The sequence below is a fragment of the Paenibacillus sp. IHB B 3415 genome, from assembly GCF_000802655.2.
GTDB classification, from domain to species: Bacteria; Bacillota; Bacilli; order Paenibacillales; family Paenibacillaceae; genus Paenibacillus_AQ; species Paenibacillus_AQ phytohabitans.
This window is the reverse complement of sequence record NZ_JUEI01000106.1, coordinates 1-15922: the sequence shown is the minus strand read 5'-3', so window position 1 is coordinate 15922 and position 15922 is coordinate 1. Positions and strand designations below refer to the sequence as shown.

The 15922-nt window shown below is 52.1% G+C and carries 11 protein-coding genes; all 11 read right to left on the bottom strand.

Translation table 11 applies throughout. From position 1 onward, the window contains the following. Positions 1–110: 110 nt before the first annotated feature. The 11 genes from pulA to QW71_RS32335 all read right to left on the bottom strand — a co-directional run bounded on the left by pulA (position 111) and on the right by QW71_RS32335 (position 15609). Complete coding sequence (pulA, locus tag QW71_RS32385) at positions 111–2513, bottom strand: type I pullulanase (RefSeq protein WP_047014099.1); 2403 nt, start codon at positions 2511–2513, stop codon at positions 111–113. 328 nt (positions 2514–2841) lie between these two features. Further along, positions 2842–4083 carry an MFS transporter gene (locus QW71_RS32380; protein WP_235441612.1) on the bottom strand — a complete coding sequence of 414 codons (1242 nt, stop codon included), beginning with the start codon at positions 4081–4083 and terminating at the stop codon, positions 2842–2844. A gap of 181 nt (positions 4084–4264) precedes the next feature. Next, positions 4265–5977, bottom strand: a complete 1713-nt coding sequence (ptsP, locus tag QW71_RS32375; RefSeq protein WP_039309343.1) for a phosphoenolpyruvate--protein phosphotransferase — start codon at positions 5975–5977, stop codon at positions 4265–4267. Next, a complete protein-coding gene (locus QW71_RS32370; RefSeq protein ID WP_039309348.1) occupies positions 5970–6245 on the bottom strand; it encodes an HPr family phosphocarrier protein in 276 nt (91 codons plus the stop codon). The genes ptsP and QW71_RS32370 overlap by 8 nt, the downstream gene beginning before the upstream one ends. A 98-nt stretch (positions 6246–6343) precedes the next feature. Continuing rightward, positions 6344–8401, bottom strand: coding sequence for a glucose-specific PTS transporter subunit IIBC (gene ptsG, locus QW71_RS32365; protein ID WP_039309342.1), 2058 nt, complete (start codon positions 8399–8401; stop codon positions 6344–6346). 240 nt (positions 8402–8641) lie between these two features. After that, on the bottom strand, positions 8642–9520 hold the full coding sequence (gene glcT, locus QW71_RS32360) for a glucose PTS transporter transcription antiterminator GlcT (protein ID WP_039309339.1): 879 nt from the start codon (positions 9518–9520) through the stop codon (positions 8642–8644). A gap of 140 nt (positions 9521–9660) precedes the next feature. After that, complete coding sequence (locus QW71_RS32355; RefSeq protein ID WP_039309338.1) at positions 9661–11280, bottom strand: hypothetical protein; 1620 nt, start codon at positions 11278–11280, stop codon at positions 9661–9663. Beyond that, positions 11273–11980 (bottom strand): ATP-binding cassette domain-containing protein, encoded by a 708-nt coding sequence (locus QW71_RS32350; protein ID WP_039309335.1) that lies wholly within the window; start codon positions 11978–11980, stop codon positions 11273–11275. The genes QW71_RS32355 and QW71_RS32350 overlap by 8 nt, the downstream gene beginning before the upstream one ends. A gap of 89 nt (positions 11981–12069) precedes the next feature. Continuing rightward, positions 12070–13644: a flotillin family protein gene (locus tag QW71_RS32345; RefSeq protein WP_083442821.1), complete on the bottom strand. Its 1575-nt coding sequence runs from the start codon at positions 13642–13644 to the stop codon at positions 12070–12072. Continuing rightward, positions 13644–14180 (bottom strand): hypothetical protein, encoded by a 537-nt coding sequence (locus tag QW71_RS32340; protein WP_039309334.1) that lies wholly within the window; start codon positions 14178–14180, stop codon positions 13644–13646. Before QW71_RS32340 ends, QW71_RS32345 begins: the two co-directional genes overlap by 1 nt. 265 nt (positions 14181–14445) lie before the next feature. Further along, positions 14446–15609, bottom strand: a complete 1164-nt coding sequence (locus QW71_RS32335) for an iron-containing alcohol dehydrogenase (RefSeq protein WP_039309332.1) — start codon at positions 15607–15609, stop codon at positions 14446–14448. Positions 15610–15922 lie beyond the last annotated feature (313 nt).

Here is a 15922-nt window from a genome sequence, read left to right as displayed (position 1 = left end):
TTTCATCGGAGTTATCCACATTTTTTTGCATTGTATAATTTCCTATACAATAAAAAAAGCTGATCTGCCCGTCCCCCCGGGGGACGGAACAGATCAGCTCTTATTTCTATCTAACTGGTTCGCTGCAGCGGATCAGCCGCCTCACCTTCGTGCTCTAGCTTACGTTCTCGTATGGTTACTTTCAACACCTGCTCCTCGCTGCCGGAACAGTCGATGAAGCGGTCTCCCGTACCGTCCTTCTCCTCCCAGTCATTCAGACGGAGGATGTACCCGATAGACGCTGTACCTGGCAGCACCTCAATCCGCGCTACTGCGTGACCGTCCTCCATGTGCTGGAAGTCCCGTTGTCCATCCTGAATGCCTGTACCCCATACCCAGAGATTCCAGCCCCGGTAATCGCCGTCCGGCCGTTCATAATGAACTTCGACTACCTTGGATCTCGGTTCAGGCTCGCCGTATTTATCGTAAAGCACCATCATCGACAGCCCGGCAACTTCAATACTGCCGCTCTCCGTCTGCCCGAATGCTTCCGCTCCTGCATGGGTATGATCGACGACGATATTCCAGCAGCCGGAGGATTCAGGCAGACACTGGGTTACCGGTCCCATATTTGCATTGTAGATCACTACAATATTATTCCATACATCACCGCCGGCATGATTCTTCAGCACATAGGCAATAACTCCGCTGTCACAGCGCAGGAACTCAAGGCTGCGCTCAATCTCCTGACGTCCATGCAGACGGAAAGCCGGATGCCCCCGCCGCAGCTCAATCAGACCTTTGTAATATTGAAAGACGGGAATGAACTTTTTCTTGTTCTCCCAGCGGATGGCATTGATGCAGTCAGGACTGCGGTAGCTGTTATGGTCACCGTATTTGCTGCGCAGAAGCTCATCCCCGGCGTGCAGGAACGGTATTCCCTGCGAGGTCAGGATGATCCCGTTAGCCAGCAGAGAACGCCGTACAGTCTCATTCTCCAGCACATCAAGGGTATCAATCGCGAAATAAGGGTCAGCCTGCTCCACAGCGGTTTCCAGATCCCCGCCGCCCCGCAGCCTGCCATTCTCAAGCTCCAGTAAACGCGCTTCCTGGCGTAATCCCTGGGTGGCCAGAATTTTGTCCCACAGATTGAGATTATCATGTGCCGTTACATAGTTCACTGTCTCTACAGGCGAATCGGTGAACTCATGTATGGCTCCCTTGATCCCGGAAGCAACCGCACCTTCTTTACCGTATTCTCCGGTAGCGAAGCCCTTGCCCCAGCCGTCACTGTCTCCCTTGAGGGCAGAACGGAAGTTATCATTGAAGACGGCATAACCTTTGCCGCGCTGCACACCCTTCAGGGTCTTGGTTGCAAGCGGAGAGTCACCGCCTGTCCAGGGCTCACCGTAGAGCAGCAGATTCGGATTAATCTCCAGCCGCAGCTCTTCCGTGATCTCGCGCATGGTCACACTGTCCATCAATCCCATCAGATCAAAGCGGAAACCGTCGATATGATACTCTGATGCCCAGTAGGACAAGGAGTCTTTAATATATTTGCGGACCATCGGCTGTTCTGTCGCCAGCTCATTACCGACACCCGAGCCGTTGGAGAGCCGGCCGCTATAGTCGTGGCGGTAGTAATAATCCGGCACAAGCGGCTGGAAGGGTCCTTTTTCTATAGAATACGTATGGTTGTAGACCACATCCATAATGACAGAGATGCCACGGCTGTGCAGGGCCTGCACCATCTCCTTGAACTCACGGATACGGGTAGGCGGACTGGCCGGGTCTGTGCTGTATGAGCCTTCAGGCACATTATAGTGCTGAGGGTCATAGCCCCAATTGTAGTCTGTGAATAGCGGAGACCGCGGTGCTTCACCGGGAACCTTCAGCTCATCCACCGTCTGGAAGTCGAATACCGGCAGCAGATGCACATGAGTAATCCCCAGCTCAGCCAGATGGTCTATGCCCAGTGCATGACCCGCAGCATCCCGCAGTCCCATCTCAGTGAACGCCTTGAATTTCCCCTTATGGGTAAGACCCGAGCTCTCATGAGCCGAGAAATCACGTACATGAAGCTCATAGATTACAGCATCGGCCGGATGCGCCAGTACAGGAGAAGTGTCCTGTTCCCAACCAGCCGGATTCGTATCCTGCAAATCGATGACCGCCGTCCGCACACCATTAGCCGATACAGCCGTTGCATAAGGGTCTGCAGCTTCGTTGATGCTTCCGTCCGCAAATACAGCCCGGTACATATAATACCTGCCCTTAAGATCACCGGAAACCCTGACTTCCCATATTCCGCCGTCTGAGCGCTGCATATTGATAATCCTGCCGCTGTCCTTGTAATCTCCGGTATGACCGGCTGATATGCCATTCCCGCCGGTAGCATACAGCACCAGCGATACTGCAAACGCGGTCGGCGCCCAGACTTTAAACATACTGTACTCCGCAGAATACGTTAAGCCGAGGTCTTTGCCTTCATAGGTCTCCATTACTGATTCTGCATTTATATAATTGCTGCTCATTCATATTCACCATCCTAATGCTCTCTGCCATCCGGCCGAAAACTGATCACTCTATTACAACCAAGCTATTTCCACATATCGCCAATCTAATACTTGCACAGCTCTGCAAGCGGGTATTGCTGAGAATTCTTACTCACGGTTCATCTTATAATATGTAACATTATGTTCACAGGTTTGGGTTACGGGGTAGAATTGCATCTGCTTGCTATACCCTATATCGGCATGAAGTCCCGGGTATTTAAGCTCATGAGGTGATCGCTGTGAATCTACCCGGAAGTATACTTGTCCTACTGCCAAATAACAACTGTTAAATGTTGTTTTGCTTCCTTTAGCGCTTACGCATGACCTTTCCGAACAACGCCATAATTGGTAGCAGCAGGAAGCCGGCAGCCAGAATGGAGGCCCTGATCGAGAAACGGCTGCCTATATAACCAACAACCGGACCGCCTGCGGACTGGCCGAGTGCATCCGATTGGCTAATCATCGACAGGACTGTGGCCCGGTTGCGGCTTGGAAGCTTCGAGTTCAGCCAGGTAGTATAGATAGGATCGCTCACGGAGCCGGCCACCCCCAGGAGAAGCACCGCAAAGATCGCGGCCGTGAAATTCGGCGCAAGCGCAAGCAGCAGGATACAGCCCATGCGGATACAGGTCAGTATGAACAATGCGGCAGAGATCTTTCGTTCCAGGAGCAGGTCCATTCTTTTCCCGGCAAAACGCACGGCCATTATCCCCAAAATTGTAGCCGCTGCACTGATCAGGCCGAACCATACCGCCATTGACACGGAGGCATCCGGGAAGCCGATTTCATCGATGAGGTGGATTTGCCACAGGCGGTCATACCCTTCAGACGCAGCCCCGTTAAATAATGTTACAACGGTCAGCAGCAGAAGCAGCGGGTGATGTCTGAGTACGGATACGCCGCTTACCCAGGTCTTGCCCAGTTCACGGATTGGTGAGGTGTGCGGCTCCCGCTCACGCCGGATAAAGCCCGTTTCCTTCATATAACGGATCAATACCAGCCCAAGCATGAAATAGACAGCCCCCCCTGCCAGAAACGGCATATTAGGCGCAAGCAGTGATAATCCTACACTGACAGCAATGCCCAGCAGAGATGCACTTAGCGCAAATACTTTGGAACGCATAAAAATTGCCCCCGTCTGCTCCTCATCCAGCTCGTCTACAATCCAGGCCGTGTCCGCCCCGCTGACAAACGTCCAGCCGATGCCATACAGCATCTGGGACATAAGCAGCCAGGCAAATGCAGGCAGCATGGAGGCCGGATGCATCATCCAGACAATACATCCTTCCAGTACAAAAGCACTTCCCAGCAAGAACATTCCGATAATAACCGACAGCTTACGGCTGTATGTATCTGCTACAACACCTGTAATGCCTTCGAACACTAACACTGTTATCTCCAGAACCGTTCCAACCAGCACCAGCTGAAACGGATTTAACCCTAGCTCAGTAACATAATAAATGCTGTAGGTTGTAAATATGGTGCTGCCCGCTAATGACATCATAAAAACCATGAACATATAAAGCTGCGGGGCATTAAATTTCTGCAAAAATAATTCCACCCTTCAGAAGTAATGGACTTATTATATATAATGCTGCCGGAAAGGGCGGTTCCGTTCTTGCTGAAGTGGATGTATGCTCATAATTCAAAAAAAACCGGCCTCCTGTATCGGAGACCGGCTAAAGTAGTTGGAAAAGTGGAATTGCCTCAAACAGAAAACCAAAAACGAATTAATTCACACGGCTTTGCACAAGTGCGGCTACTTCCTCGGCAGTGCCGAGCTGTAGCGCCTGGGCAGCCATTTCCTTCATGTCTGCAGCAGACAGCTTGGCAATCTGGCTGCGAGCCGGCAGAATGGAGGTTGCACTCATGCTGAATTCATCCAGGCCAAGGCCGAGCAGCAGCGGAATCGCTGTAGCGTCCCCGGCCATTTCACCGCACATACCGGTCCATTTGCCCTCGGCGTGTGCTGCATCAATGACGATTTTGACCAGACGGAGAATTGCCGGGTTGTATGGCTGATACAGGTAGGATACCCGTTCATTCATACGGTCCGCAGCCATTGTATATTGGATAAGGTCATTGGTACCAATACTGAAGAAATCCACTTCTTTGGCGAACTGGTCAGCCAGTACAGCTGTCGAAGGAATCTCAACCATGATGCCCAGCTGGATATTATCGGATACTTCCTTGCCTTCTTCACGCAGCTTGGCCTTCTCTTCCAGCAGCAGATCACGGGCTGCGCGGAATTCGCCCAGAGTCGCGATCATCGGGAACATTATCCGCAGGTCACCGTGGGCACTGGCTCTGAGCAGGGCACGCAGCTGGGTGCGGAAGATATCCTGACGGTCCAGACACAGACGGATGGCACGGAAGCCGAGGAACGGATTCATTTCCTTCGGCAGATCCAGATAAGGCAGCTCCTTGTCGCCGCCGATATCCAGCGTGCGCACAACTACCGGCTTGCCTTGCATGTTCTCAAGCACGCTGCGGTAGGCATTGTATTGAATCTCTTCGGAAGGCAGCTTGTCGCGGCCCATGTACAGGAACTCTGTACGGTACAAGCCTACGCCTTCGCCGCCGTTCTCGATTACACCCGTTACATCATTCGGTGTACCGATATTGGCAGCCAGCTCTACATGCTTGCCGTCAGCCGACACGGTTGGTTCGTCGCGGAGCTTTTTCCACTCGGCAATCTGCAGGTTGTAAGCTTCCTGCTTGGCGGTATATTCAGCGACTTCCGCTTCCGTCGGGTTGATCAATACATCTCCGTTCAGGCCGTCGACAATAATCAGATCGCCGGCTTTGACGAGAGACAATACGTTCTTAGTTCCTACTACAGCCGGAATTTCCAGTGAACGGGCCATAATCGCGGAGTGGGAAGTACGTCCGCCGATATTGGTCGTGAAGCCCTTTACGAAATTACGGTTAAGCTGTGCTGTATCCGAAGGCGTCAGATCGAGTGCAATAACGATAACCTCTTCACTGATTTCTGCCGGGCTCACATAGTGAATGCCAAGCAGATGGTTCAGTACGCGCTTCGTTACGTCACGCATATCGGCTGCACGCTCCTGCAGGTACGCGCTCTTCATGTTCTGGAACATTTCCACAAACTGATTAGCTACTTCATTCAAGGCATAGTCCGCATTAACCGATTCGTCGCGAATTTTATCCATTACAGGCGTGATCAGCTCGGGATCATCAAGAATCAGCAGATGGGATTCGAAGATCTCTGCTTTCTTCTCGCCAAGCTCTGCCAGTGTGCGCTCTTTGATGCTCTGCAGTTCGCCTCTGGATTTGTCCAGGGCGTCAGTCAGCTTCGCAAGCTCAGCTTCCACATCAGTGACCGCTGTTTTGGTAATGGTATAGTCCGGATGTTCCAGGATAAAGGCACGGGCTACTGCAATACCTGCGGAAGCCGCGATTCCTGAAATTTTACTCATGAACTTCTCCCAGCCCTTCTTTAACCATAATTTCCTGCAGTGCGCTGAGGGCTTCAGCTTCTTCACTGCCTTCAGTAATAAGGGTCAGGGTATCTCCTGCTTCAAGGCCCAGGGATAGAACGCCCAAGATGGATTTAAGAGTTACTTTTTTGCCTTTGGCTTCCGCAAAAGCCTCAGTGCCTTTGAATTTTGTAGCTGTATTTACCAGCGCTGTTGCCGGACGTGCGTGAATTCCATCTTCGTCAATGATTCTGAAAGTTGTTTGCATAATAATATCCAACTCGCTTTCTATTAATTAGGATAGTTGCTTATGGTGAAGGCCGCGCTCCCTTTAATTATAATAGAAGCGCTTCGCCTTTGCACATTTTACTGAATGGTGATGATATCCTTATCACCGATGACTACTTTGCCCGGTTTCTTCAGGGTGACCGAAGAGCCTTCAGGCAGGTTGGAGAAGATAACCGGAGAAATGACCGAAGGTGCATTGGCCTTCACATACTCCAGATCCACTTCCATAATCGGCTGTCCGGCAGCTACCAGATCGCCTTCTTCTACCAGTACAGTGAAGCCCTGGCCTTTAAGCTTAACGGTATTGACACCGATATGCACGAGCACTTCCTTGCCTCCGTCGGACATAATACCGATCGCATGCTTGCTCGGGAAGACATTGAATACCTTGCCGTATACAGGCGAGGCAATCTTGCCGTCATCGGACAGGAAGGCGAAGCCGTCACCGGTCATCTTTTGCGAGAAGACCGCATCGGGAACCAGTGTAATATCCATCAGCTCACCGTTTACAGGGGATACGATATCCTCGGCAATAATAGCCTCACCCTGCTCGCCGGCCTGTTGCTCAAGCTCGGGCTTCGGCGCTACAGGAGCAGCAGCCGGTGTTCTTCCGTTCATGACATCCTGAATCTGCGATTTGATCGTGTCCGAACGGGTTCCGAAGATTGCCTGTACGTTGTTACCCACTTCCAGAACCCCAGAAGCACCAAGTTTCTTCAGCCGGCTCTTGTCAACGCCTGCTTTATCCTTTACTTCGACACGAAGACGGGTAATACAAGCATCCAGATGTGTGATATTCTCTTTGCCGCCCAGGGCAGACAGAATATTGCGCGGCAGATCGTCGCCCGACTTCGATACACTCTCTGTGCTCATTTCTTCCTCGTCGTCAGATGCATCTTCGCGGCCCGGAGTCTTGAGGTTGAACTTGCGGATAACGAAGCGGAATCCGAAGTAGTAAATCACCGCGAGGACCAGACCTACCGGAATAACCAGCCACCAGGCTGTACGGTTCGGAATGACACCGAATAGCACATAGTCGATGAAACCGCCGGAGAAGGTCATACCGATTTTGACATTAAGGATGTGCATGGTCATGAAGGAAAGACCTGCAAATACCGCATGCACAGCGAACAGCAGCGGAGCCACGAACAGGAATGAGAATTCCAGCGGCTCGGTAATACCTGTCAGGAACGAAGTCAGCGCTGCGGAAATCATCAAGCTTCCGACAACCCGTCTGTTCTCAGGTTTGGACTCATGATAGATCGCAAGGGCGGCTGCCGGAAGTCCGAACATCATGAACGGATATTTACCAGTGGTAAACGTACCGGCTGTGAAATCCACACCGTCACGAAGCTGCTGCATGAAGATCCGCTGGTCACCGCGGACCAGATCTCCTGCCTTATCCACATAGCTTCCGAATTCATACCAGAATGGTGAATAGAAGATATGGTGCAGGCCGAAAGGAATCAGGGAACGCTCGATGATCCCGAAGATAAAGGCCGACAGCGTCAGGTTGGTGTTGATCATACTTTGCGATACATAGTTCAGGCCGTGTTGGATCGGCGGCCATACCAGTGTGAGCGCAAGACCGAGAATCAGGGAAGTTACCGCAGTCATAATCGGTACGAAACGTTTACCCGCGAAGAAGCCGAGATAGGACGGCAGTTCTATACGGAAGAACCTTTTGTACATGGATGCGGCCAATATCCCCACCAGGATACCACCGAACACCCCTGTCTGCAACGTAGGAATCCCCAGCACGCTGGAGTAGGCGAAATCTTTCCAGGTCAGGACGTAGGCGTTGACGCCAACAACCGTACCCATGGTTACGTTCATAACCAGGAATCCGATGATAGCTGCCAGACCCGCTACACCTTCACCTCCGGCCAGCCCGATGGCTACGCCGACTGCGAACAGCAAGGAGAGATTATCAAATACAATTTGCCCCGAGTTCATCAATACGGTAGCAATAGCTTGAACTACATGATTTTCCAGTGCCGGCACATATTGCAGGAAATCCGGATTAACTAGCATGTTCCCGATTCCGAGCAGCAGTCCCGCTGCAGGCAGAATGGCAACTGGCAGCATTAGCGCTTTACCGACTCGCTGCAAAACGCCAAATAACTTTTTGAACATTGAGGTCACTTCCTAATCATTAATTTCATTCAAAACAGAAGCCAAAAAAGGCATGAGCAATACAGCACACAGATTGTCGTCTAACGCTAACGTTAGAGTACCCCGAGTTGGGGCAAGACAACCATAATACTGTAAATCACTCATGCCTGATCGTATCAGTTACACGTTTGTATTCTGTTTTGTTAATAACAGGGATCATTGTAGCACCGATAATTTGAAGTTGCAAGCATTAATTACAGGCTAAATACTGTCCTGCTGTTCCATATCGGATTCATCTTCCTTCTTCTGGGCAAGACGCTGCAGATGAATCGTCAGATAACTCACCTCGGCAGGATATACCGGGATATGCACGCGCTGTTCGATAACCTTGGTCAGCTTCCAGGCAAGCATATACATCTCGGGATATTCACGTTTCATCAGCCCGTCAAGGGACGAAGTCTCACGTACAGTCTCCCCCCGGCGCAGCCTCTCCAGCACAAATCGCAAATGAGTCACCAGACGTGAATAGTCCAGGGAATCACGCGGAATGCGGTATTCGAGGTTATCCTCCACCAGTCCCACCATGTCCCCGATCAGCTGCGAATGCTGCTTAACCTCCGAGATATGCCGGTTGCTGAGTGCACTGACAATGTGAAGCGCCACAAATCCGATCTCATCCGGCGGCAACGATACCTTCATGGCTTCGTTAATCCGGTCCACTGCATATTCCGCCAGCCTGTATTCCTCCGGATAGATCTCCCGGGTCTCGTACAGAAAGGGATTATGTATAGCTATATGCTGTTCACTCCTGCGGATGGCAAAGGAAATATGGTCAGTGAGCGCGATATGGATATGCTCGTTAAGTGCCTGCCGGCTGCTCTGCATAATATGCAGGACGATCTCCTGGACCACCTCAATCAGCTTCTCGTCCACCTGTGGCACAAGCTGCTTATACTGCTCCTGCTCCTCCTGGCTCCGCAGGATGAACATTTTCTCCACAGAAGAGAGGTTGATCCGGTCCCGTGTCTTACGGTTGAAGCCGATACCCTTGCCAATGACCACTACCTCGGCATACTGGGGATGCTCGGCAATGATAACGTTGTTATTGAGTACCTTGGCCACTGTTATGCTGCTGCTCACTTGCGACACCTCTTTTAATTCTGGATACCCGATCTATTTGGCAGCACGATACACGTATCAGCATGTGAAGATTAACCTTGAGCTACTATCATAACATCAAGAATCTCAAATTAGAAGTGTGCAGCAAAGAGCCTGGAAGCTCATTTCACCCGAAACGTCCGGCCTGAGAATTTGTAGACCAATATCAGGGCCGCCAGCATATAGACAGCAGCAGAGAGCACTACGATAAAAGCAAAAATCCCGGGCTCGCTCTTGAACTGCATGGCTATAAAACCGGCTGCCAGCACGATACTGTTCACAATCGTAAAGAACGGATTCTTCACATTCAGCTCGGTACTGTACGGCTGGAAGATGTAATACATAAACAGATGATGCACCGAGAAGAACAGGGACAGTGCCACAATCGTCACGCAAAAGATAACCGCATCCGCCGCGCCCCAGCTCTCACCCGACAGCAGGATCAGCAGATTCACCGCCAGGCAGATCGCTGCAGCCGGAATCAGATTAAGCAGGCTGATGCGCAGCAGCCGGATCCGGAAGTTACTCAGGATCGCCGACTGTTCGCGGTAGAACCCGTAACGGAGCAGACTGAGATCACAGTTGTAGAACATAGCCTTGCAGACACGTTCACCGATGGAGGTATAATTCATAAGGATCAGAAAGGTCGGCAAAGCGCTGATCAGATAATGTGCCATTCTGTTAAAAGCTGCTTGCGAGAACAGCAGCGTCAGCAAGGCAGCTGCGAAGAGTGCGCCAATAATTACCAGTCGCCGCTGCACTGGATGAATGAGTAACCGCCGGTGACGCGAGAAAAAAATCGCATTAAGATAAGCATACCCGCTTTTGCCTGCGAATTGTCCGTGGTTCAGCTGCCCCGCCGTGTACTGCTGCTCCCGGGTTGCGACATCCTTCACCCGTGCCTCCTTCATCATGCGTCCCATATCCAGCAGCGGATCATCAATTTTGGTAACGGCATCCACTGCATTGCGGTAATCCGGATAACGGGCGATGTAGACGGCACAGAGGGCTCCCAGCACAGTCACACCAAGCACCAGAGGCAGATTGAACAACATAGGACTGTCCACCACCGCAAAGCCCGGGAGCAGAGGTACATAAGCCAGCAGGTAACCTGCACCAATGGCGGTCCAGACCCAGCTTGTTTTTTTGACAATCACAATGCCGTATTTATCAAAAATCCACAAATGCAGGGCCTCGCAGGCAATACGCCAGAAGGTCAGCAGCAGAGCAAGAACACCTCCCTGCCACAGCGGAGCCCCCAGAAGATTCCCGAAGACCATCATCGCCGGGATGAACGTAACCGCAAAGCTGATCCCGCGCAGCGCCAGCGTAACATGCATATATCTCTCCGCAGGGAGCCTCATCAGCTTCACGAATATATACTTGTCCCGTTTGGGCTCCAGAATAACCGCGCTGGAAACTGCAGCGACCAGAAAGCTTAAACAGAGCAGGACCTGCAGGTACAGCTGATATTGTGCTGAAAGCGTTAAGGTTAATTCACTGCCTGCAAGCTTTACGGGCAAATAGACCATAAGCCCCAAATAGGCAAACTTGGACAAGAAAGCCCAGATGGCTTTGAGGATATAGACGATTACAGATAAAGTCTGCTTAAGCGACGTCTCGGCATAGGCCGAGGCCGGTAACAGCTTGCCGATAACGGGGATTTTTCTGAAATAGAACATCAGCCGGTTAGCGCCGGACATCCCGCGAATCTCCATGATCGCCCTCAGCGTGCTAATCATGGTCTCCATCCTTCAGCAGCGCGATAATCTGCTCCTCGAACTCCGGACTGTGCAGCGTTTCCGCGGGAATCTCACGTAGCGAGCCATTATTCAGAATCACCAGCTCATCACAGAGATCGGCAGCCAGCTGCAGAATATGGGTGGAGAAAATAATAATATGCTTCTGCTTCATCTCACGCAGCAGCTTCTTGATCTCCAGCGCGACCACTACATCAAAGGAGGTTAGCGGCTCATCCAGCAGAATCAGCGGCGGCCGGGAAATGATGAAACAGAGCATCTGGATTTTGTTCTTCATCCCGTGGGAGTAGCCCTTAATCAGGCGGTGGCGGTCCTCCTCCTCAAAACGGATGATATCAAAATACTCTTCGATACTTCGGCCCGGTTCAATTTTATCCTTATTGATATCCATGTAGAACTTCACAAACTCATAACCCGTTAAGAAATCCGGCAGAATCGGCAGGGAAAAGACGTAGCCGATCTCCTCTTCTCGAAGCGGAAGACTCACTTCCTCCCGCCGCAGGAAAGCCCCTCCGCTGTCCATGCGTATCTCACCGCTGAGGCAGTTGAACAGCGAGGTTTTGCCGGCACCGTTGCGTCCCAGGAGCCCGTAAATCTTGCCTTGCTCGAAGGTGAAGTCAATTCCCTTCAGCACTTCCTTACCGTCAAAGCTCTTGCGTATATTATCCAAAATGAGCTCCATGCCTGCACCTCCGTTTCTTAATGCGGTATTTCTATAAAAAAGGTATGACAGGCGGTTAAACCTGCCGGCCATACCTCGGTGATACGCTATTATTCCTCTGATTGTTCAACCGGGGCGGCCGGTGGTATTACGGCTGGTTTCGGTTTACCCGGGAGGGTGGTTACTGGCGCTCCGGTATACTCGGCAGCTGCTGCCAGCTCCGGCTTGCCTTTGGTTTGGGTCAGCCCTTTGATCAGCGCTTCGACATCAATGCCGGACACGCTTTTCAGCATCTCAGGGGCCGTCGCCATCAGCTGGGTCACATAATTGCTGACCCGGGCCGCGCCTTCCCCGTTGCCGGTATCCACAACCGTCAGCTTATCAATGGAAGCCAGCGGCTCGGCAATCTTCCCGGCCAGCTCCGGCAGCATTTTGACGATAATATCGAGCACCGCCGCTTCGCCGAACTTCTGGAAGGCTTCCGCCAGCTTCTCTTTGGCTTCCGCTTCGGCCAGACCGCGCAGCCGGATAACTTCCGCTTCTGCCTTACCCTTGGCCAGTTCGGCATCCGCAACTGCCTGCCCTTCCAGACGTTTCTGCTCGGAGGTCGCTTTAGCCTGAGTCTCAATACTGTACTGCAGCGCATCGGCTTCACGCATCCGCTTGGCCTTGTCGGCTTCCGCCGCCTGCTCCACCGCGTAACGGTCCGCTTCCGCTTTCTTCTTCACTTCCGCATCATACTGCTTCTCGCGAACCTGGATTTCCTTGGTCTGCAAATCAATTTCGCGTTCCTTGCGGACCAGCTCGACCTTCATCTGCTCTTCAACCACCGTCTGCTTGGCCCGCGCCTCCTGAATATGGTACGCCTGGTCCGCTTCCGCTTTGGCGGTATCCTGATCACGTTTGAACGCCGCTACCTTCAGCTGGTTCTCCTTCGAGGCTTCGGCGATATTGGTATCACGCAGCAGTTCTGCCTTCTGCCCCTGCTCTTCGGCATTGGCCTTCTGAATCCGCGCATCCCGCACAGCCTCGGCTTCAGCAATCTCTGCATCCCGCTTCACTGCGGCAATCCGCGGCTTACCCAGCGCTTCCAGATATCCGTGCTTATCCCGCACATCCTTAATGGTGAACGAGACGATCTGCAGCCCCATCTTCTTCAAATCACGGGCTGCAACACCTTGAACCTCCTGGGCGAAACGGTCGCGGTTGCGGTAGACCTCTTCAACGGTCATTGAACCGAGTATCGCCCGCAGATGGCCTTCGAGTACTTCCTGGGCTTCGCTCTTCAGCGCCTCAATCGGCTTGCCCATGAACTGCTCTGCTGCCGTTGCCACATCCTCGGTCGAGCTGCCTACCTTGATGATCGCCACTCCATCGGCAATAACCGGAACACCCTGCTCGGTGTAGACCTCAGGGGTCGTCACGTCGAGCTTGTGGGAGAGCAGTGACATGAATTCTGCCTTCTGGAAGACCGGCAGGATGAACGCACCGCCGCCGCGGACAATTTTGATTTTGCGGCCGGAGCCGTCATCTGAGATGTGATTGCTGCCCAGGAAGGAACCGGTAACGATCATGCCTTCATCAGGTCCTACCGTTTTGTAACGGGCCCAGAACGCAATACCGAGTACAAATAATACAGCCACAACGACTGCAGGAATAAACAAAAAATCAGGAATACCGAACATTAAGAATCCACTCCTCTTCTGTCTTCGAATTCTGACACAAGGGCTACCCCCTCGCGGACCTCCACAACCACAACCTTGATACCGGCCGGCAGCAGATGCTGTTCGAAGCTGGCTGCGGTATGCAGACTGTTACCTGCACCGAATTTCACCATAATCTCTCCGTAGCCTGCAGCAGGAACCGGGACGGTAACCTCGCCGATTCTGCCCGGCAGCTCATTCATGGAGAATCCGTTCGACATTTCGCTGTTCTTCATTGGCTTCACTACAACAAGATGCAGCACCACTCCCATAAAAGCCGCAATCAGCAGGGACAAGGCAAGAATTGCGCCATCTTCCAGTCCGCTGTAGCGGCTAAGCAGCACTCCCGCTCCGCCGAACACCGTTATTCCGCCTGCCAAGATGGCAGGATTGACGAAATCAAAAGATACGAAGTCAAAAACCCCGTGCAGAGCGCCTCCGATCAGGTCGCCTACAAGTACACTGACTACGGCAAAAATAATGCCCAGCGCCAAACAGCCCAAATACAGCGTTTGCATGTTTGTCTCCTCCCGTCTTTACTTCCGGACTGTCATACTAGTTTAAACGCAGAAACCATGTCCTTGGTTTCACAAAGTTGGGTATTAATCTCATTATTGTATCTCCGGAGAGAGATGATTAAGGGATCTTCATGTTAAAAAGCCGCTCCCGGCGAACGGGAACGGCTAATCTTTGGGTGCAGCATATAGGGTTAACCACTGCCGGTATGTCTATCCAGCTGCCTTACAGGGCCAGCTTACAAGGTAAACTGCTTGTAAATGCAATTTACAGAGCCAGCTTGTAAATCTCTACAACATCCTCACGCTGCAGCTTGCGGAAGTTGCCGAACGGGCCGAAACGGACAGCCTTGTCAGCCATATTGCCGATTTCACTGTCATCGATGTCATAATCGCCAAGCGTCTTCGGAGCCCCGATGGAATCCCAGAAGCTGCGAAGCGCCCCGATGCCTTCAAGGCCGACTTCTTCATCGCTTCTGCCAGCCGGATCAATCCCGAATACGTTCACCGCCAGTTGGCGGAAACGGGCAGGATTCGTGCTGAGGTTGTATCTCATCCATTGCGGGAACAGAATTGCCAAACCTCCGCCATGCGGAATATCGTAAACTGCGGAAACGGCATGCTCAATATTGTGCGTAGCCCAGTCTCCGGCAAAGCCCATGCTGACCATCCCGTTCAGTGCCATGGTGCCGCAGTACATGATGGTCTCACGCAGTTCGTAGTTGTTCAGATCTTCGATCAGCTTCGGTGCAGTCTCGATTACTGTACGAAGCAGGGTCTCACAGAAGCCGTCCTGTACCGGCGTATTGCCGTCTGTGTGGAAATAATGCTCCAGTGTATGGGACATGATGTCCACCATACCGTAGACCGTCTGATCACGCGGCAGGGAGAAGGTATTCTCAGGATCAAGAATCGAGAAGGCCGGATAGGAATGCACGCTGCCCCAGCCCATTTTCTCCTTGGTCACTTCATTCGTAATTACCGAGCCGTTGTTCATTTCCGAACCGGTAGCCGCCATAGTCAGCACAGTCCCCAGCGGAAGAGCACCCTGAGGCGCCGCTTTGCGCTCCACGAAGTCCCACATATCCCCATCGTACTTCGCACCGACAGCTACAGCCTTGGCACAATCCAGCACACTGCCGCCGCCGACGGCGAGGATCAGTTCGATCCCGTTCTCGCGGCATAAATCCACGCCTTTATGTACGGTAGACAGGCGCGGGTTCGGCTCCACTCCGGCCAATTCCGTAACTACAGCTCCGATGGCATTCAGCTCAGCAATTACATTGTCGTACAGGCCGCTGCGTTTGATGCTGCCGCCGCCGTACATCAGCAGTACATTCTTGCCGTATTTCGGCACTTCGGTGCGGAGTGCCTGCAATGTCCCCTGTCCAAAAATCAGCTTGGTAGGGTTATAGAACTCAAACTTACGCATATGGGTAAACCTCCATGAGTATATGAATGTGACGCACTTGTATATTATAGACCTCCGGCTTGCCGCATTCAAATGACAGCGATGCAGCGGCAAAAGCGGTGTCAAGCTTAAATGAGACGGCGTGCCCTTAACGCCTGCCTAGCACAAATTCAAAGGGATTTATCCCTTTAATTTCCCCATTCCGCTCACTTTCGGCGGGATTAAAGGGATTTTTCCCTTTAATTTTCCCATGCCGCCCACTTTCGGCGGGATTAAAGGGATTTATCGTTACTACTTAGGACCCTTCAATAGGAGAGAAAGTAAATGAGCCAGA

Excerpts from the sequence above, each read along its gene's own strand:
- QW71_RS32345 (WP_083442821.1), bottom strand. The coding sequence starts at position 13,644 with ATGTTCGGTATTCCTGATTTTTTGTTTATTCCTGCAGTCGTTGTGGCT.
- QW71_RS32355 (WP_039309338.1), bottom strand. The coding sequence starts at position 11,280 with ATGATTAGCACGCTGAGGGCGATCATGGAGATTCGCGGGATGTCCGGC.
- QW71_RS32340 (WP_039309334.1), bottom strand. The coding sequence starts at position 14,180 with ATGCAAACGCTGTATTTGGGCTGTTTGGCGCTGGGCATTATTTTTGCC.
- QW71_RS32370 (WP_039309348.1), bottom strand. The coding sequence starts at position 6,245 with ATGCAAACAACTTTCAGAATCATTGACGAAGATGGAATTCACGCACGT.
- QW71_RS32350 (WP_039309335.1), bottom strand. The coding sequence starts at position 11,980 with ATGGAGCTCATTTTGGATAATATACGCAAGAGCTTTGACGGTAAGGAA.
- QW71_RS32335 (WP_039309332.1), bottom strand. The coding sequence starts at position 15,609 with ATGCGTAAGTTTGAGTTCTATAACCCTACCAAGCTGATTTTTGGACAG.
- ptsG (WP_039309342.1), bottom strand. The coding sequence starts at position 8,401 with ATGTTCAAAAAGTTATTTGGCGTTTTGCAGCGAGTCGGTAAAGCGCTA.
- pulA (WP_047014099.1), bottom strand. The coding sequence starts at position 2,513 with ATGAGCAGCAATTATATAAATGCAGAATCAGTAATGGAGACCTATGAA.
- ptsP (WP_039309343.1), bottom strand. The coding sequence starts at position 5,977 with ATGAGTAAAATTTCAGGAATCGCGGCTTCCGCAGGTATTGCAGTAGCC.